The organism is Microbacterium sp. EST19A (assembly GCF_019969685.1).
Lineage (GTDB): Bacteria > Actinomycetota > Actinomycetes > Actinomycetales > Microbacteriaceae > Microbacterium.
On sequence record NZ_JAHXYZ010000001.1, the window covers coordinates 1,067,129 to 1,086,154 of the forward strand.

Genomic DNA, 19,026 nt, shown 5'->3' on the forward strand with positions numbered 1-19,026 from the left:
GCCTAGGCTCGCCGCTCCCCCGCTGTCTCCACCGGCGAGAAGGGCTCGGCCAGCCCGAACGCCGTCGGCCCGAACGCCTGCAGGGCCTCGGGCGTGCGCATCATCTCCGGGGTCGAGATGCCGAGCACGCGCACCCTCTGCCCATAGCGCAGGCCCTCGGTCGTGATGGGCTCGGCGGACTCGTGGTCGACCACGCAGATGAGGTCGGGCACGATGGCGACCACCTCGCCGTTGCGGCGCGCGATGAGGTTCTCGTTCTGGAACGAGATCTCCAGGCGGTCATCACTCGACGGATCGGATGCCGAGACGATGGCGGTCCCTCGCGCGAACCCCTCGGTGGTGCGGCGCTCCACGTCGGTCACCTTCCCGACGAAAAGCTTGCGCACGTGCGGGTAGAGGGTCGTGGAGAGCGTCTCGGCGATGGCCTCGAAAGGCGACCGATGCGCCTCTCTCGCCAGACGGATCGTCCGCCCCAGTGCGAGCGCCATCGAGATCGTGCGGGGCACCGCCGTGCGCTTCACATCGGCACCCGACATCGCGTACTCCGCGATGTGCCCGACCCCGCCGAGCCGGATGGTGATGCCCCGCGCCAGCCATTCCATCTGGCGGTCGTCGTCACCGGTGTCGATGATCACGCGCTCGCCCCGCTCCCCGGCCAGGGCGAGAGGCGATCCGTGCACACCGTAGACCGCGAAGGTCTCCATCGAGAGCTCGGGGAACGCGCGCCCCATCCCGTCGGCGTCGACGACGGGAAGGCCCGTCTCGGCGGCGACCATGAGCGGGATCATCGAGTTGATGCCTCCGCACTCGATCGGCATCGTCGCGTCCGCCGTCCGCCCGAGGTGCTCCTCGAGCGTGCGCAGGGCGAGTGTCGCCTCGAAGCCCGCCGGGATCTTCTCGATCATCACGGTGGGCGCCCCCATCTGCGCCGTCGGGATCACGAACATGTCGTCGGTCAGGTCGTCGGGGTCGAGGATCGTGATCGACCGATCGCCGAGCACCTGCTCGACCAGCATCTTGCCGATGTACGGATCCCCGCCGCCGCCGGTTCCGAGCAGCGTCGCGCCGCGTGCGAGATCGGGCAGGTCCGCACGTGTCAGCTGCCAGCTCACGCGGCATCCTCCTCGGCGAAGCTCTCGACCCGACCGTCGAAGCGATGCGAGGGGAGGTCGTACCCGAAGTAGCCCGGACCGACCATCGCCAGCGCGGCAGCGCCGTGCCAGCGCTCGTCGCTTGGCGCGGCGATCACGCGCACGCGCTGACCGTAGCGCAGCCCCTCCGTCGTGATCGGCTCACCCGAGTCGTGCTCCAGCACGATGATCAGGTCGGGCGTGGTCACGAGGGTCTGCCCGTCGAGCGTCGCGATGAGGTGCTCGTTCTGGAACGAGAGCTCGAGCGCCGAGTCGGCGCCCTCGATCCTCGCCCTGCCGCGGGCGAAGCCGGTGGTGGTCGCGCGCTCCACATCGACGACCTTGCCGTCGAAGAGCTCGCGTCCGCCGAGAAGAGCGACCACCTCCGCGACCGGATCCGTCTTGGCCTCCCGCGCGGAATCGATGCCCGCGCCGATCTCACGGCACAGCGACAGGGAGTCCGCGACGAGAGCCTCGCGCGCCTGTGCGCCCGACATCCGGAAGCCGGAGATCATCACGGAGCATCCCATCTCCACGCAGGCGACCCGCGCGATGCGCTCGGTCCAGCTGTTGTCGACGGTGGTCAGCACACCGACGTTGCCCTTCTCGTCGCTGAACGCGAGCGGTGACGCATCGATGCCGTACAGGGTCGGCAGCACCATCTGGAGCTCGGGGAACGCACGACCCATGCCGTCGCCGTCGATCAGGGGCAGGCCGAGTGCGGCAGCGGCCGCGATCGGGATCGTGGAGTTGACGCCGCCGACCTCCGCGCAGGCGATGTGCGTGACGGGTCGGCCGAGCGCCGCGCCCAGGGCCCGCACGGGCGCGGTGACCTCGTCGAGACTCGGGAGCTTCTCGACCATGACGGTCGGAGCGCCCATCATGGCCACGGTCAGCACGAGCGCGTCATCCGGCACCTCGTCCAGCGACATGACCGTGACGTCGCCGTGCAGGCGCAGGGCCTGCGAGGCGAGCAGCGCTCCGATGTACGGGTCGCCGCCACCACCCGTGCCGAGCACGGCGGCACCGCGGGCGAGGCCCGGGATGAGGTCGGGGGTGATCGTCCAGCTCATCGCACACCGCCCATGTCGAGATCGCCGACGGCCTTGACCCGGATGCGGGTGGCGTTGCCGGGGAGATACGGGATCGGGACCTCGTCGAAGTCGACGATGTCGACCGAGGCGGGGAACGCACCGGCGGCGATGGCCTTGTCGACGGCCTCCGCACGCACCGCGGCGATCGCCTCCTCCCGGCGACCGGGCTCGATCGCGTAGACCTTGTCGATCTCGCCGCCGACCTGAGCGATGGAGGCGCCGATCGCGTTCGCGACCGCGTAGTTCTCGGGGCGCTGTGCGGCACCGAAGATCGGGAGCTCCCCGGAGACGAGGATCGATCCGCCGCCGACGGCCACCACCGGGATCGGTTCGGGCGAGGTGCGCATGCGGTCCACCGCCTCAGCGACCCGCTCGCCGATCCGTTCGAGCACCCGCTCGACGAACGCGCGATCGAGGTGAGCGACCTTCGAGGCGTCGCCGATGTCGGCCCGGCCGGCTGCGACCGCGATGTCGGTCGCGGTGAGCGTCGACCCGCCGAACACGAGCGCCTCGGTCGTGAGCCGGTAGCCCACCGATTCGGGACCGACCTCGCCGGTCTCCTCGTTCACGATGGACCCGCCGCCGATTCCGATCGACAGCACATCCGGCATCCGGAAGTTCGTGCGGATGCCGGCCACCTTCACCTCGTTCGCCGTCTCCCGGGGGAAGCCGTTGATGAGCAGTCCGATGTCGGTGGTGGTGCCGCCGATGTCGACGACGGCGCACGTCGCGAGACCGCTGGTCAGGGCGGCGCCGCGCATCGAGTTCGTCGGGCCCGACGCGAAGGTCGCCACGGGGTACAGACGCACGTAGTCCTCGTCCATGAGCGTGCCGTCGTTCTGGCTGAGGAAGATCGGCGCCTGGATGCCCTGCTTGCGCACGGCGGCGGTCAGCCCGTCGACGATCTCCGACGCGAGCTCGCGCAGCGCGGCGTTGATGATCGTCGCGTTCTCCCGTTCGAGCAGCCCGATCCGGCCGATCTCATGCGAGAGGGAGATCGCCACGTCATCGCCGAGCTCCTCGGCGATGATCCGCGCGGCCTCGACCTCGAGATCGTGGTTGACCGGGCTGAAGACCGAGGAGATCGCGACCGAGCGGATGCCGTTGGCACGCATGTCGGCGGCGTGCTCGCGGAGTTCGTCCGGATCGAGCGGAGAGATCGGCCGCCCGTCGAACTCGTAGCCGCCGTGGGCGAGGTAGCTCCGGCCCTGGATCGCCTCGACGAGCCCGGCGGGCCAGTCGACGAGCGGTGGGAGGGCCTTCGTGGCGGGCAGCCCGAGACGCAGCGCCGCGGTCGGTGCGAGGCGCTTGGCCTCGACCAGGGCGTTGATGAAGTGCGTCGTGCCGATCATCACGGCGGAGATGTTCTCCCCGTCGAAGTGGTGGCCGGAGCGCAGGGCGTCGATCGCCTGGACGATGCCGGTCGTCACGTCCTCCGTGGTCGCGTGCTTCACCGCCGCGAGGGTGCGCGTGCCGTCCATGAGGACGGCATCGGTGTTGGTTCCGCCGACATCGATTCCGATGTGCATGTGGGTGGTTCTCTTTCTGTTGCTTCTGCTGCTGGTGTTGCGGGAGTCCTGTTGCGGGAGTCAGTGGGTGGCGCCGAGACCGGGCACCGCGTCGGCCGCGGCATCCGTCTCGAGTTCCGGCTGCGCCGTACGCGCGGTGCCGATGCCGCGCACCCAGCCGAGCTTGCCCGCGATGACGTACAGGACCATCGAGAGGATCAGCGACAGCACGGGAGGGATGCCCCACGTGATGACGTAACCGGCGAGGGCCGACACCAGCCAGATCACGAGTGTCGCCGGGACGATGCGCGGTGCCGTCTCCGGGAGGCGACCCGTCTCCCGGCTCGCATCGAGTTCCGGCCGCCAGCGCCGCACGATGAAGTACTCGGCGACCATGATGCCGGCGATCGGAGGGAAGGCCACGCCGAGGATGATGAGGAAGCCGGAGAACTGACCGAGGATGCCGACGGCGGCGAGGATCGAGCCGACGACGCCGAGGACGATCGTCGTCGTGACGCGGTGGAGGTTCTTGCTGAACGCCGTGGAGATGAAGTTGACCAGGCCGAGCGTCGACGAGTACAGGTTCCAGTCGTTGATCTTCAGGGTGCCCGTGATCACGATGATCAGGCCCACGAAGCCGATCGACGAGGTGACGATCGCGACGATGTTGCCCGAGGCCGCGGCGTGCGCCAGGAGCACTCCGGCGAGGCCGATCACGAACTCGCCGAGCGAGACGCCGACCACGGTCTGCTTGATCACGTCGGCACGCGACCGGTTGAAGCGCGTCATGTCGGCCGTGATGATCGCGCCGACGATGAGTCCGCCGGCGACGATGCCGGTGCCCGCCCACACGCTCATCGTGGGACCGGGAGCGGGTCCGGTGACCAGCTCGCCCAGGTCGTGATCGACCAGCTCGCTGATGATCGACCACCCGACGAGGATGAGGAAGAGCGGCACCGTGATGTTCGCCAGCCACTGCATGCCCTTGAAGCCGAAGGCGACGATCGCGGTGACTGCGAGGCCGAAGAGCAGGCTCCACGCCCAGATCGGCATGACGCCGGGCAGCAGAGCGTCGAGCGACTCGGCGGAGATCGCGCTCTGGATGCCGAACCATCCGATCAGGCTGATGCCGATGGCGAGTCCGACGAGCGAGGCGCCGACCTCCCCGAAGCCGGTCCATCGGGCCAGGAGGGCCGTGTTGAGACCCTCTTTCTGGCCGATGATGCCGACGATGCACATGATCACCTCGAGGATGATCGAGCCGAGGAGGAGCGCGAGGAAGGCTTCCCCGAATGTCATGCTGTAGCCGAGCGTGGCGCCCAGCAGGAACTGCGAGAGTGCGGAAACCTGACCGAATCGCTGTACCGCGATACCGAACCAGGGCTTTCGCGCCTCCGGACGGACGCGACTGAGGGCGAAATCGTCGGCGTGTGCCGTGGTGGCCATGGTGTTCTCCAGAGTCATGTGGACGGGTTCCGGCCACGGTATCCGCGCAGTCAGCACACAGGAACATGCAGAGTGCACTGATTCTCGTGAGAGATGTGCACACCGCATATCCGGCCGTCTTCCGCGGCGTCGCACAATGGAACCATGTCAGCGCACACCACGGAATCGATCGACACCCGCCTCCACGATCGGACGATCGTGCTCATCGGGGGCGGCTCCGGCATCGGCCTCGAGGTCGCGCGACGAGCGATCGCCCTCGGCGCATCGGTCGTCTTGGGCGGCCGCACGCCGAGCCGGCTCGAGGCCGCGGTCGCCGAACTCGGACCGCGGGCCCGCGGGAACACCGTCGACACGTCCGACGAGGAGTCGATCACCCGCTTCTTCGCTGACATCCCGACCGTCGACGGCATCTTCACCACGGCCGCCGACTACGTGGTCGGGTCGATGCGCGCCCTCGACCCTCAGGCCGCGGCATCCCCCTTCGAGTCGAAGTTCTGGGGCCAGTACCGGGTCGTGCGCGCCGCTCTCGACCGTCTCTCCCCCGATGCATCGATCGTGCTGATGTCGGGGGCGGCGAGCGTGCGCCCGCCCGCGGCCGCGCCCGCGTACGTCGCTGCGAACGCCGCGATCGAAGGGCTCGCGCGCGGCCTGGCCGTGGAGCTCGCACCGGTGCGCGTCAACGCGGTGTCGCCCGGGACGATCGACGGCAACCTCTGGGCGAACCGCGACGAGGCGGCCCGCGCGGCCGCCTTCGCGCAGTTCAGCGCCGACACCCTGCTCGGTCGCCCCGGCACCGAGGGCGAGGTGGCGGATGCCGTCATCCACCTGCTCGTCAACGGCTACACGACCGGTTCGACGCTGTACGTCGACGGAGGGTACTCGCTGCGCTGAGGACTGGGCGGCAGAGAGACGCGGTCAGTCGACGAGCAGCGCCGGCTCCTCCAACACCGATGCCACGTCGGCGATGAACCGGCTCATGCCGTCGCCGTCGATCACGCGGTGGTCGAACGATCCGGCGACCGTCGTCACCCAGCGGGGACGCACCTCCCCGTCGACGACCCACGGCTTCTGGCTGATCGTGCCCATGGCCACTATCCCGGCCTCGCCGGGGTTGATGATCGGGGTGCCGGCATCCATCCCGAACACGCCGATGTTGGTGATCGTGATCGTGCCGCCCTGCTGGTCGGCCGGAGAGGTCTTGCCCTCGCGAGCCGTGAGCGTGAGGCGGTTGAGCGCGCGAGCGAGGTCCTTCATGCCGAGGTCCTGCGCATCCTTGATGTTCGGCACGAGCAGGCCGCGCGGGGTGGCGGCGGCGATGCCGAGGTTCACGTAGTGGCGCACGGAGATCTCGGCGCCGGCATCCGTCTCGATCCAGGCGGCGTTCACCATCGGGGTGCGGCGGGCCGCCCAGATGACCGCGCGCGCCATGATCAGCAGCGGTGAGACGCGGATATCGGCGTAGTCGGGCGACGCCTTGAGGCGCTTCACGAGCTCCATGGTGCGGCTCGCGTCGATCTCCTTCCACACCGTCACGTGCGGGGCCGAGTACGCGCTCTGCACCATGGCCGACGAGGTGGCCTTGCGCACGCCCTTGACCGGGATCGACTCGGTGCGTCCGTCGTCGCTCGTGCCGGCCGTGGCGGGAGCGAGCCCGCGAGCCAGACCGACCGGAGCGCTCTGCGGCGCGGGAACCGTCTCCTCGCGCACCTCGCCCCACTCAGGGGTCTCGATGTTGCGGAACACGCTCGTCTGCGAGGCGTGCTTGACGACGTCATCGCGGGTGACCTCGCCGTCGGCGCCGGTCGCCGCCACCGCGGTGAGGTCGACGCCGAGGTCGCGGGCGAGCTTGCGGATCGGCGGCTTCGCGATGACGCCGACCGAAGAGCGCACGGCACGCTCGGCGGGGCGCTTACGACGTGAGGTCGCACCACCGCCGGTGCCGTAGCCGACGAGCACGGAGCCGCCGCCCTCTTCCGGAGCCGGAGCCACCGCGACCACCGGAGCGGCCGCCGCAGCGGTGACGAAGCTGATGATCGGCGTGCCGACCTCGACGGTCGTACCCTCGGCGACGAGCAGCTCATCCACCACGCCGGCGTGCGGCGAGGGCAGTTCGACGAGCGACTTCGCGGTCTCGATCTCGCAGATCACGTCGTTGATCGCCACGGTGTCGCCGGGCGCCACCTTCCAGGCCACGACCTCGGCCTCGGTCAGGCCTTCGCCGACATCGGGGAGGTTGAAGTTCTGCGTGCTCATGAGGGCCTTTCGGAACGGCGTCAGTAGGCGGTGTCAGTAAGACAGGGAGCGATCGACGGCTTCGAGGATGCGGTCCGCATCCGGAAGATACACGCCCTCGAGCTTCGCGGGCGGGAACGGGGTGTCGTACCCGGAGACGCGCAGCACCGGAGCTTCCAGTGCGTAGAACGCCCGCTCCATGACCGTCGCGGCGATCTCGCTGCCGAGGCTCGTGAAGCCCTGCGCCTCCTGCGCGTAGACCATGTGCCCGGTCTTGCGCACCGAGTCGAGGATCGGGGCGTAATCGACCGGCGAGAGCGAGCGCACATCGACGACCTCGCAGCTGGTGCCCTCGGCTTCGGCGAGCGCCGCGGCCTGCAGCAGCGTCGTGACCATCGCGCCGTGGCCGACGAGCGTCACGTCGGTGCCGGTGCGGACGACCCGCGAGGCGTGCAGCGGAGCGGCCGACGCGTCGAGCTCGACCTCGCCCTTGGGCCAGTAGCGGCTCTTGGGCTCCATGAAGATCACGGGGTCGTTCGAGGCGATCGCCTCCTGGATCATCCAGTAGGCGTCGTTCGGCGTCGACGGCGACACCACCCGCAGACCGGGAGTGTGGGTGAAGTACGCCTCGGGGCTCTCCTGGTGGTGCTCGACCGCCCCTATGTGCCCGCCGTAGGGGATGCGGATCACGATCGGCAGCGAGATCCTGCCCTCGTGCCGGTTGGTGAGCTTCGCGAGCTGCGTCGTGATCTGATCGAACGCGGGGAACACGAACCCGTCGAACTGGATCTCGATGACGGGCCGGAACCCGGTCATCGCGAGTCCGATCGCGGTGCCCACGATGCCCGACTCGGCGAGCGGGGTGTCGAGCACCCGCTTGTCGCCGAAGTCGCGCTGCAGGTGCTCGGTCACGCGGAAGACACCGCCGAGCTTGCCGATGTCCTCCCCCATGAGGATCACCTTCGGGTCGTTCTCCATCGCCTTGCGCAGGCCGGCGTTCATCGCCTTGCTCAGCGGCATCGTCTCGAGAGTCATGCCTGCCCTCCTTCGAACGATGCCTCGTACTTCGCCTGCCAGGCCTTCTGCTCCTCGATCAGCGGATGCGGATCGCTGTAGACGTGGTCGAACATCCGACTCACCGGCGGCGGGCCGAGCTCGACGGTGCGTGCGCGCAGGTCCTCGGCGGCATCCGCTCCCTCGGCATCCACATCGTCGAAGAAGGATGCCGCGGCGCCGCGCCCCTCGAGGAAGGTGCGCATCCGCACGATCGGGTCGCGGAGCGCCCAGATGTCCTCTTCGTCGGTGTGCCGGTACTTCGTCGGGTCGTCGCTCGTGGTGTGGGCACCGAGCCGGTAGGTGACGGCCTCGATCGCTCGCGGCCCCTGGCCGCTGCGCGCCTCGTCGAGCGCGACGCGCGAGACGGCGTAGCTCGCGAGCACGTCGTTGCCGTCGACGCGGACACTGGGGATGCCGTAGCCCGCGCTGCGCTCGACCAGCGGCACGCGCGACTGCGTCGTGACGGGCACCGAGATCGCCCAGTGGTTGTTCTGCAGGAAGAAGACCGACGGCGCCTGGTAGCTCGCCGCGAAGACCATAGCCTCGTGCACGTCGCCCTGGCTGGAGGCTCCGTCGCCGTAGTAGACGATGACCGCCTCGTCGCGCTCGGGATCGCCGGTGCCGGTGCGCCCGTCGAACGAGAGGCCCATGGCGTACCCGGTGGCGTGCAGGGCCTGCGATCCGAGCACCAGCGTGTAGAGGCGCGTGTTGCCGTTCTTCGGATCCGTCGGATCCCAGCCGCCGTGCGAGACGCCGCGCATGAGCTTGATGATGTCGAGCGGGTCGACGCCGCGGATCCGCGTGACGGCGTGCTCGCGGTACGACGGGAAGATCGTGTCCTGTGCGCGCGTCGCCCGGGCGGAGCCGACCTGCGCCGCCTCCTGTCCGCGGCTCGGCGGCCACAGCGCGAGCTGACCCTGACGCTGCAGGTTCGTCGCCTGGGTGTCGATGGCGCGGATGATCGACATGTCGCGGTAGAACTGCTCGAGCTCTGCATCGCCGATCGCCTCGATCAGCGGCAGATACTGCTCGGCAGCGGGGCTCGGCGCATAGCGGCCGTCCTGATCCAGGACGCGGACGAGTTCAGTCTCTGACGAGGTCACGCTCACACGCTACCCGTGCCCGCATGCCCGGTCACGCATACCTAGGAGGCCCTTGTATCTGCCGGGAATCCGGAGGAATCCGGCCTCAGACGCGCAGAGTGAGGACTCAGCGGACCCCGGCCGCGACCTCGAGGACGCGGTCGATCGAGCCCTCTTCGCCGACGGAGATGCGGATGCCGTCACCGGGGAATGCCCGCACGACGAGGTCGTTCTCGCCGAAGGCCGCGGCGATCTCGTCGGTCCGCTCCGCCGTCGGCAGCCAGACGAAGTTCGCCTGCGAGTCGGGGACATCCCAGCCCTGGGCGCGAAGACCCTCCACGAGACGGGTGCGACGCTCGACGATGACCGCGACGCGTTCGAGGAGCTCGGGCTCGGCGTCGAGGCTCGCGATCGCGGCGTTCTCGGCGGCCGACGTGACGGAGAGAGGGATGCCGGTGGCGCGGGCCGCGTTGAGGACGGCGACGTTTCCGATCGCGTAGCCGACGCGGAGCCCCGCCAGGCCGTACGCCTTCGAGAAGGTGCGCAGCACGACGACGTTCGGATGCTTCTCGTGGAGACGCCCGGTGAGCCCGTTCACGGCGTCGGGTGCCGTGACGAACTCGGCGTACGCCTCGTCGAGGATGATCAGGACGTCGCCGGGCACCCGCGCGACGAAGGTCGCGAACTCGTCGCTCGTGATGATCGGACCGGTCGGGTTGTTCGGCGTGCAGAGGATGATCGCGCGGGTGCGCTCGGTGACGGCATCCGCCATCGCCTCGAGGTCGTGACGCGACTCGGCGGTGAGGGGGACCTGCACTCCCGTGGCTCCCGCGACGAGCGGAAGGCTCGGGTACGCCTCGAAGGAACGCCAGGCGTAGATCACCTCATCGCCGACGGACGCCGTCGCGAGGATCAGCTGGTGCAGGATCGAGACGCTGCCCGCGGCGACGTGCACCTGGTCGGCGTCGACCCCGTAGCGCTCCCCGAGCCGCGCGCGCAAGCGGCCGGCCGTCGCATCCGGGTAGCGGTTGATCGGGGTGGTGTGCTGGAGAGCCTCGGCGACCGAGGGCAGCGGATCGAACGGATTCTCGTTGCTCGACAGCTTGAAGGCATCGGGTCCCGCTTGCTTTCCCTGGCGGTACGGCGCGAGAGCGGCGATGGCGGGGCGGATGCGGGGCAGGATGGGCTCGGTCACGAGTTGAGTCTACGATCGTGGCGGGGGACGCGAGTGGTACCATTCTGGTATGGCAATGACGGTGCGACTCCCGGAAGAACTCGACGCTCAGCTCGAGGCGATCGCTCGCGCTCGGCACACGTCGAAGCACGCGGTGATCATCGAGGCGGCGCAGCGATTCGTGAACAGCGAGATGAAGACCGATCGCGTGCTCTCGACCGCAGCCGGTGTCACCGAGCGCTACGCCGAGACGCTGAAGCGACTCGAAGACGCCTGACGCATGCCGATCGAGTACATCGAGCCTGAGCAGGCTCTGGCGCTGATCGCGAAGCTCGGGTTGCAGGTGCGTGACGAGGGGCTGCTCTTCTCCGCGCTCGCCCGACCGTCGGCAGGGATGTTCGGCGTAGATGCGTACCCGGGCTTCGAGGAGAAGGCTGCAGCCCTCATCAGTTCCGTGGCGCAGAATGACGCGCTCTTCGACGGCAACAAGCGGATCTCTCTGTACCTCACCTTCATCTTCATCGAGCTCAACGGTTTCGAGGTGACGTTCACGAACGATGAAGCGTTCGATTTCGTCCTCGACGTCGCCCAGAGCAGGCTCGAGTTGAAGGAGATCGCTCAGGTCATCGCGGCGCACATCCGCTGAGGCTGCTCCCTGACAAGCGGAGGCGTCCGTGCGACACTGGACGCACTATGCGCTTCATCATCCGCGTCGTCGTCAACGCCTTCGCCCTCTGGGTCGTCACGCTGATCCCTGCCCTGCAGGTCGTGATCACCGCGTTCCCGCCCGGCGAGACCCTCCAGCTGGTGCTGACGCTGCTCGCGGTCGCCGCGATCTTCGCGATCGTGAACACCATCATCGGCACGGTCGTGAAGATCGTCGCATTCCCGCTCTACATCCTCACGCTCGGCCTCATCGGTCTGATCATCAACGGCTTCCTGCTCTGGCTCACCGCGTGGATCACGAGCGGCTTCGGCTGGGGCCTGACCGTCGGCGACTTCTGGTGGGGTGTGCTGGCGGCGCTGATCATCTCGGTGATCAACGGCATCTTCGGCTTCATCCTGCGCCCGCAGAGCAAGAAGCAGCGCCGCCGCGACTGACCGGGACGACGCCGGCTCACTCCTCGAGCGGGTGCAACCGCAGCGGGCTGATCTCGGCCAGGTAGGTGAAGTCCCGGTCGCGCTGCAGCAGCGGCACGTCGCGGCGAAGCGCGATGGCGGCGATGAGGCAGTCCGTCATGCTCCGGATCGGGTGCCCGTTCATCGCTGAGGCGCGGTAGAGCGCTGCCGCGTTCCGGAAGTCGGTGACGGGTTCGACGGGGACCGTCGGAAGGCCGTTCGCCAGAGCTTCCACCCGGGTGAGCTCCTGCGCCTTCCGAGCTCCGGCGAGCAGTTCCATGAGGATGGGTTCCGTCGTCGCCACCTCCGCTCCCGCAGACAGGAGCGCATCCAGCGTGTCGACGACCGGTGTGCCGTCGTCGCGCAGGTAGGAGATCCAGACAGAGGAGTCGACGAGGATCACTCCGCGCCCCACGACGAAGGTGCGTCGTCCCGGATCGCGTCGAGGTCACCGCTCCATCCCGTGCCGCGGAGACCGAGCAGGAACTCCTTCGTCAGGGGCACGCCGACGAGGCGTCGAAGTGCGAGGTCGACCGCGTCCTTCTTGGTGCGCAGGTCATGTCGACGCATGACCTCACGGACCAGCTCCTCGTCGATGTCGATGTTCGTGCGCGCCATACACCGATGATACACCTGCAATACACCACTGCTCTCAGCCATCACCGGAAGCGGTCCGCCCGCTCCGCGTGGTACTCCGTGCGCTCGACTGCGACCGCCTCGCCGAGCGTCCCGAGATAGGCGCCGAGCGCGACGGCGCGCGGATCGTCGGATTCGTCGACCATCGACGCGGTCTCGAGATACGGCTCCCACCGGTGCGGCGCGAGCCCCATGTCCTGGATCCGCGCATCCGGATCGCCGACGCGGGTCGCGACGAAGCTGTCCGGCGAGCCGCTGCTCGCCGGTGATCCCCCGCCCGACAGGCTCCAGACCACATCATCGGTGTGTGCCAGCTGCACGAGGAGCGTGTCGTCGCCCAGCATCGGCATCTTCGGGCTCCCGGCCGTCGCGACGAACTCGACGTCGAACGCGCTCTCCACGGCCAGGTGCGCCGCGATCATGCCCGACTGCGAGTGCGCGACCACGCCGATCGCGTCGCCGGAATCAGCACCGGCCGCCGCCAGAGCATCGAGAACCGCTTGATACGACGCCGACCTCTCGCTCGAGTAGAGCTCGATGTTGGACTTCATGTCCCACGGTTCCGGACCGCCCATGTCCTGTGGCGCGAAGGTCTGCGTCCCCTTGAGATAGACCATGAACTTCGTGGAACCGTCCGCGAACGTGAGCTTCTCGACCGCCACCTGCGCGCTCGGGTCTTGCGGCATCCGTTGCATCGATCCACGGAGGGTCGTCGGACCGGTAGCGGGCGTCGTCGACCGAACCGTCTTGAGGGCGATGGCCTCGGAGGTACCCGTCAGCCTGGTTCCCGGTTGCACCACCCCGACGCGCGACGCGATCCCGACCATGGCACCGAGCATGAATATCGGCGGCAACCGGCCGTTCCAGTTCCACTGCGTCGCCAGCCCCTCGAACCGCTCCGCCCTCCACTGCGCCATCAGCTCATCGACCATCGGCTGGAGACGCGCGTCGGCGGCCAGCATCCGATCGATGCGCGCGAGCAGTTCGGGCGCTCCCGCCGCGCCCGTGACCGCGAGCGCCTCCGCCTCGGCGCGGAGTTCGACCACCTCGAAGGCGTCGGCCATGAGCAGCGTCTTCACGCCCGCATCCTCGGCGTCGGCCCGCATCCCGTCGATCTTCGCAGCGGACGTACGCAGCACATCGGTTCCGACCTCGTCGGCGAGTGAGAGCGTGCAGACGATCACATCCAGCGCTCTGCGGATCGCGGCGCGAGCCTCTTCGAACGGGACGGCGAGCGCCGCCACCCGAGCGCCGACGGCCCGCATCTGCTCCGTGTCGACGGCGATCGCGCCGCCGTGATCGATCTCGAGTTCCCCGCTCATCCTGCGGCCACTCCTTCCAGCTCCCACGTCTTCGCGCGAAGGGTGAACAGGTGGCCGCTCGCGAGGCGCTGCATCTCCTCGAGGAGCTCGTGCAAGGCGCGGACGCCGTCGGATCGCCAGGTCGTGTCGTCGACGAGACCCACCAGCGACGCGCCCGCGTCCTCGAGGGCGCCCATCGCCGCTCGGAGTTCTCGGAGGGCGGCCAGCCGCGCCCAGGCATCGTCGACAGTGCCGGTCTCGATGTTCATCAGGGGGTGCATGGGTCCAGCATCCGTGCTCCGAGACGCTCCGCCGGGCCGGATTCATCCGTCCGGTGGACAGAAAACCGCTCACCCGCGCTGTGCAGGGATCGTGGAACGCCGGGCCCGCTGTGCAGGACCGCCGCCGACCGGCAGAATAGACGGGTGACATCCCCGGTGGCCTTCCGCGTGATCTTCGTCTGCACGGGGAACATCTGCCGCTCTCCCATGGCAGAGGTCGTCTTCCGTGACCTCGCCGAGCGCCAGGGCCTGGGGTCCCGCATCATCTCGCGGAGCGCCGGGACCGGCGACTGGCACCTCGGCGAGCGCGCCGACCACCGCACGATCGACTCCCTCGAGCGGCACGGCTACGACGGATCGCAGCATCGTGCGCGGCAGTTCACCGCGGCATCCTTCGCCGACAACGATCTCGTGGTCGCGCTCGACCGCACCCATGAGCGGATCCTCCGCGAATGGGCACGCGACGAGGACGAAGAGGGCAAGGTCACGCTCCTTCTCGCCTTCGACCCGAACGCGTCGACCCACGACGTGCCCGATCCGTACTACGCCGGCGCCGAAATGTTCGATTCGGTGCTCGGTATGATTGAGGCGGCGACGCGGGGCCTGTTCCGCCAGCTCGAGCCCGCTCTTCGTCTCCCCCGCACGCCCCGGACTTCCGGGGCCTCATCAGGAGGAATCCCCTGACTTTCCAGCCTTCGCTTCCGCCGCAGCCCCTGAGCCCGCTCGACGGCCGTTACCGCGGCGCCGTGACCGGACTCGCCGACTTCCTCTCCGAGGCCGGCCTGAATCGCGCGCGAGTCGAGGTCGAGGTGGAGTGGCTGATCGCCCTCACCGACCGCTCGCTGTTCGAGACGTCCCCGCTGTCGGATGCCGACAAGGAGCGCCTGCGCGCCCTGTACCGCGACTTCGGGCAGGCCGAGATCGACTGGCTGGCCGAGAAGGAAGCCGTCACTCAGCACGACGTCAAGGCCATCGAGTACCTCGTGCGCGACCGCCTCTCGACGCTGGGTCTCGATGCCATCGCCGAACTCACGCATTTCGCGTGCACCAGCGAGGACATCAACTCCGCGTCGTACGCGCTCACCGTCAAGCGCGCGGTGGAGCAGGTCTGGCTGCCTGCGCTGGACGGTGTGATCGCGAAGCTCCGCGAACTCGCCGTCGAGCACGCAGACGCCGCGATGCTCTCCCGCACGCACGGACAGCCCGCGACCCCGTCGACCATGGGCAAGGAGATCGCCGTCTTCGCCTGGCGTCTCGAGCGCGTGCGCGGCCAGATCGCGGCATCCGACTACCTCGCCAAATTCTCCGGCGCGACCGGCACCTGGTCGGCGCACCTCGCCGCCGACCCCGACGCCGACTGGCCGACCATCGCCCGCGAGTACATCGAGGGCCTCGGGCTCGGCTTCAACGTGCTCACCACGCAGATCGAGTCGCACGACTGGCAGGTCGAGCTCTACGACCGGGTGCGTCACGCCGGCGGCATCCTGCACAACCTCGCCACCGACATCTGGACCTACATCTCGCTGGGCTACTTCGCGCAGATCCCGGTCGCCGGGGCCACCGGCTCGTCGACGATGCCGCACAAGATCAACCCGATCCGGTTCGAGAACGCCGAGGCGAACCTCGAGATCTCGGGTGCCCTGTTCGCCTCGCTCGGCCAGACCCTGGTCACCAGCCGACTGCAGCGCGACCTGACCGACTCGACCACGCAGCGCAACATCGGTGTCGCCTTCGGGCACTCGCAGCTCGCGCTCGACAACCTGCGTCGCGGTCTGAACGCGATCTCGCTGTCGCGCGATGTGCTGCTCGCCGATCTGGACGTGAACTGGGAGGTCCTCGCCGAGGCTATCCAGACCGTCATCCGGGCAGAGGTCGTCGCCGGTCGGTCGACCATCAGCGACCCGTACGCCCTGCTCAAGGAGCTCACGCGCGGTCACCGCGTCGGCGGCGCGGATCTCGCCGCCTTCGTCGAGGGTCTCGAGATCGGCGATGCCGCGAAGCAGCGTCTGCTCGCGCTGACGCCCGCGACCTACACGGGCATCGCTGAGCGCCTCGCGAAGTGACCTCCACCCCGCAGCTCCGCGTCGAGGACGTGACAGCGGAGGGAATCCGCCTCCGCCGGATCGGCACGCGCTTCGACGTCGCCGATGTCGACCGATTCCTCGGCGAATGCCGCGCGGCGCTGAAGGGGCGAGAAGCGGGGAGGCCGTCGACCCTGCGCGGCGACGACGTCGTCGTCCGTCAGTTCGAGGTCGCGACGATGTTCGCACCCGGCTATGACGCGGACGCGGTCGATGACCTGCTCGACCGAGTCGTGATCCGGCTGCGGGAACTCGGCGCGTAGGACTCAGTTCTCGGTGACGTGCACGTCGTCGACCTCGCCGGAGTACTCGGGCGCCGGGTCCTTCGGCATGAAGGCGGCGGCGACGAGCGTGAGCACGGCGGTCACCGCGACAGCCACGAACACCCAGACGGATGCCGAGATGATCGTGTCGGGGTCTCCGGGTCCGCGTCCCTGAGCGATCACGGAGTTGGAGATCGCCCCGAAGACGGCGACGCCGACCGCACTGCCCGCCGATCGCGCGAACGCGTTCATGCCGGTGACGGCCCCGCGCTCTCCCCATCCGACCGAGGCCTGCGCCGCGATCAGGGTCGGGGCGGCGCTCCACCCCAGTCCGAATCCGAGCAGGAAGGCGACTCCGGCGATGACGAACGGGTTCGGCCATGGCGAGACCACGGCCAGTGCGATCGCGGCCACCGTGGCGATGCTCATCCCGATGAGCGTGGTGCGTCGGAAGCCGATCCGCAGGTAGAGCCGGCCCGCGTTCGCCGCAGCGAGCGGCCAGCCGAGCGTCAGTGCCGCGACCGCCAGTCCGGAGAGCAGGGGCGCGATGCCGATGGACCCTTCGAGGTACGCCGGAGCGAAGCTCGTGACGCCGATCATCAGGGCGCCGACACCGAGTGAGACGATCGTCGTCGTGAGGATCAGCCGCCGGCGCGCGAGACGCAGGTCGACGATCGGCTCCGGCGTGCGGCGCTCGACGAGCACGAATCCTGCGAGCGCGAGGACGCCGACGCCGAAGCACAGCGCGCTCTGCGCCGAGATCCACGCCCAGGCGTTGCCGCCCTCCAGCAGTCCGAGGATGATCCCCGTCAGCCCGACGGTGAGCAGCACCGCTCCGGCGTAGTCGATGCGGTGCCGCTGCGTCTGCTTCTTCTCGTGGTATTTGCGCAGCAGCATCCATCCGGCGATCAGGCAGAGCGGGATGTTGACCCAGAAGATCCACCGCCACGCCTCGAGCTGCGCGAAGACGCCGCCGAGCGCCGGGCCGACGACCGACGACACCGCCCACACGCTCGCGACATAGCCCTGCACCTTGGCGCGTTCGGCCACGGTGTAGATGTCGCCGACGATGGTCATCGCCATCGGCGCGACCGCGCCGGCGCCGAGACCCTGGATGACGCGGAAGGCGATGAGGGCGGGCATGCTCCAGGCGAAACCGCAGAGGATCGAGCCGAGCAGGAACAGGGCGATGCCGAGCAGGATGATCGGCTTCCGCCCGACGGTGTCGGCGAACCGCGAATAGATCGGCACGCTCACGGCCTGCGCCAGCAGGTACACCGAGAACAGCCACGGGAACTGCTGATAGCTGCCGAGCTCGCGCACGATGCTGGGCACCGCCGTCGCGAGGATCGTCGCGTCGATGGCGATGAGGCCGGTGGCGAGCATGAGCGCACCGAGGATCGGCCCGCGTGCCGAGCGCAGTCCGATGGAGGCGCGGTCGACGGAGGCAGTCACTCTAGGCACAAGCCCTTCTCACGCGCGACTATTCCGGATCGCGCGATCGTCAGGACGAGGATGCGGGGCCGGGCTTCTCGGAACCCGCATCGTCACCGGACTCCGGGTCGTACAGAACCGGACGGTCGATCGTCTTGGTGACGTCGGCCGGATCGACCGCGAGGATCAGCATCGCGAGGATCAGCAGCGTCGCGATGAAGGCGGCACCGCCGACGACGAGACCGAGCGCCACCGGGGTGAGGCCGTCGTAGTTGCCGTTCGCGATCGCCGCGTTCACGCGTGCGGTGAAGGCGCCGGTCGAGACCAGAGTGACGATCATGGCGAAGACGCCGCAGGCCAGGGCGATCCCGAGCAGATGCAGGGGCCGCAGGATGTCCCGGCGGGTGGGCTTCTCGTCGCTCATCGGTCTCCTCCGCGCTCGGCCGGCGTGGCGCTCTGGTCGGTGACGGATGCCGCGGGGCCGTCGACCGCGTCGACCACCGGCAGGTCGCCTGCGGCATCCCTCCGCTTCGGCGTGAGGCCGGCGATGCCGAGGAAGACCGCGACGATGGCGGCGTAGCCGCCGAACATGCCCACACCGAGGATGATGCCGGAGAGCAGGAACGTGCCGGCCTCGTCGATCGTGTACTCCTGGAGGAATCCGGCCGGGATCAGCAGCAGGACGATGCCCAGGAGGATGCCGAAGGCGCCGACCGTGATCGCATCCCGCGCGAGCGGGTCGGCGGTGCGGCGCGCACGGAAGCCGGCCAGGAGTTCGATGCCGCCGCTGAGGATCGCCCAGACCGAGACGACGACGAAGAAGAGGTCATCCGTGCGCCAGGCCGGGACGCCGCTCGTCATGCCGGCGACGACGCCGAGCGCGCCGAGGAGCACGTACGACCAGCGGGAGCCCTTCGGCACCACCAGCCAGGCCGCGAGAAACTGGACCAGGGCGGTGACGAGGACGAATCCGCTGAAGACCGAGAGGCCGACCGGAGCCGAGTGGTCGGAGGAGAACGTGATCATCACCGCGGCGATGGCTGCGAAGAGCGCGCGCAGCAGTTGCACGTGTCGCACGGTGAATGCGCGGGCAGGGGCAGACATGAAGATCCAGGGTCCTCCGGGGTGTTCCTCCCAGTCTACGCGGGGGCGCGGAGCGGTCGCGTCGGAGGGCACGGGAGGGTGTTCG

22 protein-coding genes are annotated in these 19,026 nt (G+C 69.0%); 7 read left to right on the plus strand and 15 right to left on the minus strand.

Annotation, left to right across the window (positions count from 1 at the left end):
- Nucleotides 1-2: 2 nt before the first annotated feature.
- From LC452_RS05270 to LC452_RS05285, 4 genes are read right to left on the minus strand one after another with little or no spacing between them, the layout of a single operon-like run.
- The gene (locus LC452_RS05270) at nucleotides 3-1,112 is read right to left on the minus strand and encodes a DUF917 domain-containing protein (RefSeq protein WP_223622978.1); all 1,110 of its coding nucleotides are present in this window, start codon (nucleotides 1,110-1,112) and stop codon (nucleotides 3-5) included.
- Entirely contained in the window at nucleotides 1,109-2,203 is a 1,095-nt protein-coding gene (locus tag LC452_RS05275) for a DUF917 domain-containing protein (protein ID WP_223622979.1), read from the minus strand. The genes LC452_RS05270 and LC452_RS05275 overlap by 4 nt, the downstream gene beginning before the upstream one ends.
- Nucleotides 2,200-3,753 (minus strand): hydantoinase/oxoprolinase N-terminal domain-containing protein, encoded by a 1,554-nt coding sequence (locus LC452_RS05280; protein WP_223622980.1) that lies wholly within the window; start codon nucleotides 3,751-3,753, stop codon nucleotides 2,200-2,202. The genes LC452_RS05275 and LC452_RS05280 overlap by 4 nt, the downstream gene beginning before the upstream one ends.
- Before the next feature lie 60 nt (nucleotides 3,754-3,813).
- Nucleotides 3,814-5,178, minus strand: a complete 1,365-nt coding sequence (locus LC452_RS05285) for a cytosine permease (protein ID WP_223624695.1) — start codon at nucleotides 5,176-5,178, stop codon at nucleotides 3,814-3,816.
- A gap of 144 nt (nucleotides 5,179-5,322) precedes the next feature.
- Between LC452_RS05285 and LC452_RS05290 the strand changes: the two genes are divergently transcribed.
- Nucleotides 5,323-6,069, plus strand: coding sequence for an SDR family oxidoreductase (locus LC452_RS05290; RefSeq protein WP_223622981.1), 747 nt, complete (start codon nucleotides 5,323-5,325; stop codon nucleotides 6,067-6,069).
- 24 nt (nucleotides 6,070-6,093) lie between these two features.
- Here LC452_RS05290 and LC452_RS05295 read toward each other — a convergent pair whose 3' ends face one another.
- The 4 genes from LC452_RS05295 to LC452_RS05310 form a co-directional block, all read right to left on the minus strand.
- The gene (locus tag LC452_RS05295; RefSeq protein WP_223622982.1) at nucleotides 6,094-7,431 is read right to left on the minus strand and encodes a dihydrolipoamide acetyltransferase family protein; all 1,338 of its coding nucleotides are present in this window, start codon (nucleotides 7,429-7,431) and stop codon (nucleotides 6,094-6,096) included.
- Nucleotides 7,432-7,464: 33 nt separating this feature from the next.
- Nucleotides 7,465-8,445: an alpha-ketoacid dehydrogenase subunit beta gene (locus tag LC452_RS05300; protein ID WP_223622983.1), complete on the minus strand. Its 981-nt coding sequence runs from the start codon at nucleotides 8,443-8,445 to the stop codon at nucleotides 7,465-7,467.
- Nucleotides 8,442-9,569, minus strand: coding sequence for a thiamine pyrophosphate-dependent dehydrogenase E1 component subunit alpha (locus tag LC452_RS05305; RefSeq protein WP_223622984.1), 1,128 nt, complete (start codon nucleotides 9,567-9,569; stop codon nucleotides 8,442-8,444). Before LC452_RS05305 ends, LC452_RS05300 begins: the two co-directional genes overlap by 4 nt.
- 106 nt (nucleotides 9,570-9,675) lie before the next feature.
- The gene (locus LC452_RS05310; protein ID WP_223622985.1) at nucleotides 9,676-10,743 is read right to left on the minus strand and encodes a histidinol-phosphate transaminase; all 1,068 of its coding nucleotides are present in this window, start codon (nucleotides 10,741-10,743) and stop codon (nucleotides 9,676-9,678) included.
- A 49-nt stretch (nucleotides 10,744-10,792) separates the two neighbouring features.
- Here LC452_RS05310 and LC452_RS05315 point away from each other — a divergent pair, with 49 nt between their 5' ends.
- From LC452_RS05315 to LC452_RS05325, 3 genes are read left to right on the plus strand one after another with little or no spacing between them, the layout of a single operon-like run.
- The gene (locus LC452_RS05315) at nucleotides 10,793-10,999 is read left to right on the plus strand and encodes a ribbon-helix-helix protein, CopG family (protein WP_223622986.1); all 207 of its coding nucleotides are present in this window, start codon (nucleotides 10,793-10,795) and stop codon (nucleotides 10,997-10,999) included.
- A 3-nt stretch (nucleotides 11,000-11,002) separates the two neighbouring features.
- Nucleotides 11,003-11,368: a type II toxin-antitoxin system death-on-curing family toxin gene (locus LC452_RS05320; RefSeq protein WP_223622987.1), complete on the plus strand. Its 366-nt coding sequence runs from the start codon at nucleotides 11,003-11,005 to the stop codon at nucleotides 11,366-11,368.
- Nucleotides 11,369-11,415: 47 nt separating this feature from the next.
- A complete protein-coding gene (locus LC452_RS05325; RefSeq protein ID WP_223622988.1) occupies nucleotides 11,416-11,823 on the plus strand; it encodes a phage holin family protein in 408 nt (135 codons plus the stop codon).
- A gap of 16 nt (nucleotides 11,824-11,839) precedes the next feature.
- Here LC452_RS05325 and LC452_RS05330 read toward each other — a convergent pair whose 3' ends face one another.
- Genes LC452_RS05330 through LC452_RS05345 form a run of 4 tightly spaced genes read right to left on the minus strand, consistent with a single transcriptional unit; the run spans nucleotide 11,840 to nucleotide 14,059 of the window.
- Entirely contained in the window at nucleotides 11,840-12,244 is a 405-nt protein-coding gene (locus LC452_RS05330; RefSeq protein WP_223622989.1) for a PIN domain nuclease, read from the minus strand.
- Nucleotides 12,241-12,459 (minus strand): type II toxin-antitoxin system VapB family antitoxin, encoded by a 219-nt coding sequence (locus LC452_RS05335; protein WP_223622990.1) that lies wholly within the window; start codon nucleotides 12,457-12,459, stop codon nucleotides 12,241-12,243. The genes LC452_RS05330 and LC452_RS05335 overlap by 4 nt, the downstream gene beginning before the upstream one ends.
- 41 nt (nucleotides 12,460-12,500) lie before the next feature.
- Nucleotides 12,501-13,799 carry a hypothetical protein gene (locus tag LC452_RS05340; RefSeq protein ID WP_223622991.1) on the minus strand — a complete coding sequence of 433 codons (1,299 nt, stop codon included), beginning with the start codon at nucleotides 13,797-13,799 and terminating at the stop codon, nucleotides 12,501-12,503.
- Nucleotides 13,796-14,059 (minus strand): hypothetical protein, encoded by a 264-nt coding sequence (locus LC452_RS05345; RefSeq protein WP_223622992.1) that lies wholly within the window; start codon nucleotides 14,057-14,059, stop codon nucleotides 13,796-13,798. Before LC452_RS05345 ends, LC452_RS05340 begins: the two co-directional genes overlap by 4 nt.
- 144 nt (nucleotides 14,060-14,203) lie before the next feature.
- Between LC452_RS05345 and LC452_RS05350 the strand changes: the two genes are divergently transcribed.
- Genes LC452_RS05350 through LC452_RS22040 form a run of 3 tightly spaced genes read left to right on the plus strand, consistent with a single transcriptional unit; the run spans nucleotide 14,204 to nucleotide 16,403 of the window.
- Nucleotides 14,204-14,743, plus strand: coding sequence for a low molecular weight protein-tyrosine-phosphatase (locus LC452_RS05350; RefSeq protein ID WP_223622993.1), 540 nt, complete (start codon nucleotides 14,204-14,206; stop codon nucleotides 14,741-14,743).
- Nucleotides 14,740-16,122 (plus strand): adenylosuccinate lyase, encoded by a 1,383-nt coding sequence (gene purB, locus LC452_RS05355; RefSeq protein WP_223624697.1) that lies wholly within the window; start codon nucleotides 14,740-14,742, stop codon nucleotides 16,120-16,122. The genes LC452_RS05350 and purB overlap by 4 nt, the downstream gene beginning before the upstream one ends.
- A complete protein-coding gene (locus LC452_RS22040; RefSeq protein ID WP_223622994.1) occupies nucleotides 16,119-16,403 on the plus strand; it encodes a DivIVA domain-containing protein in 285 nt (94 codons plus the stop codon). The genes purB and LC452_RS22040 overlap by 4 nt, the downstream gene beginning before the upstream one ends.
- Nucleotides 16,404-16,406: 3 nt before the next feature.
- Here LC452_RS22040 and LC452_RS05365 read toward each other — a convergent pair whose 3' ends face one another.
- From LC452_RS05365 to LC452_RS05375, 3 genes are read right to left on the minus strand one after another with little or no spacing between them, the layout of a single operon-like run.
- Nucleotides 16,407-17,858 carry an MFS transporter gene (locus LC452_RS05365; protein ID WP_223622995.1) on the minus strand — a complete coding sequence of 484 codons (1,452 nt, stop codon included), beginning with the start codon at nucleotides 17,856-17,858 and terminating at the stop codon, nucleotides 16,407-16,409.
- Nucleotides 17,859-17,907: 49 nt separating this feature from the next.
- Complete coding sequence (locus tag LC452_RS05370) at nucleotides 17,908-18,261, minus strand: hypothetical protein (RefSeq protein WP_223622996.1); 354 nt, start codon at nucleotides 18,259-18,261, stop codon at nucleotides 17,908-17,910.
- Nucleotides 18,258-18,941, minus strand: coding sequence for an acyl-CoA synthetase (locus LC452_RS05375; protein WP_223622997.1), 684 nt, complete (start codon nucleotides 18,939-18,941; stop codon nucleotides 18,258-18,260). The genes LC452_RS05370 and LC452_RS05375 overlap by 4 nt, the downstream gene beginning before the upstream one ends.
- Nucleotides 18,942-19,026 lie beyond the last annotated feature (85 nt).

Bases quoted from the DNA above. Each gene is read 5' to 3' on its own strand.
- LC452_RS05315 (WP_223622986.1), top strand. From the start codon at position 10,793: ATGGCAATGACGGTGCGACTCCCGGAAGAACTCGACGCTCAGCTCGAG.
- LC452_RS05370 (WP_223622996.1), bottom strand. From the start codon at position 18,261: ATGAGCGACGAGAAGCCCACCCGCCGGGACATCCTGCGGCCCCTGCAT.
- LC452_RS05335 (WP_223622990.1), bottom strand. From the start codon at position 12,459: ATGGCGCGCACGAACATCGACATCGACGAGGAGCTGGTCCGTGAGGTC.
- LC452_RS05285 (WP_223624695.1), bottom strand. From the start codon at position 5,178: ATGGCCACCACGGCACACGCCGACGATTTCGCCCTCAGTCGCGTCCGT.
- LC452_RS05275 (WP_223622979.1), bottom strand. From the start codon at position 2,203: ATGAGCTGGACGATCACCCCCGACCTCATCCCGGGCCTCGCCCGCGGT.
- LC452_RS05325 (WP_223622988.1), top strand. From the start codon at position 11,416: ATGCGCTTCATCATCCGCGTCGTCGTCAACGCCTTCGCCCTCTGGGTC.
- LC452_RS05300 (WP_223622983.1), bottom strand. From the start codon at position 8,445: ATGACTCTCGAGACGATGCCGCTGAGCAAGGCGATGAACGCCGGCCTG.
- LC452_RS05290 (WP_223622981.1), top strand. From the start codon at position 5,323: ATGTCAGCGCACACCACGGAATCGATCGACACCCGCCTCCACGATCGG.
- LC452_RS05340 (WP_223622991.1), bottom strand. From the start codon at position 13,799: ATGAGCGGGGAACTCGAGATCGATCACGGCGGCGCGATCGCCGTCGAC.
- LC452_RS05375 (WP_223622997.1), bottom strand. From the start codon at position 18,941: ATGTCTGCCCCTGCCCGCGCATTCACCGTGCGACACGTGCAACTGCTG.
- LC452_RS05345 (WP_223622992.1), bottom strand. From the start codon at position 14,059: ATGCACCCCCTGATGAACATCGAGACCGGCACTGTCGACGATGCCTGG.
- LC452_RS05320 (WP_223622987.1), top strand. From the start codon at position 11,003: ATGCCGATCGAGTACATCGAGCCTGAGCAGGCTCTGGCGCTGATCGCG.
- LC452_RS05295 (WP_223622982.1), bottom strand. From the start codon at position 7,431: ATGAGCACGCAGAACTTCAACCTCCCCGATGTCGGCGAAGGCCTGACC.
- LC452_RS05280 (WP_223622980.1), bottom strand. From the start codon at position 3,753: ATGCACATCGGAATCGATGTCGGCGGAACCAACACCGATGCCGTCCTC.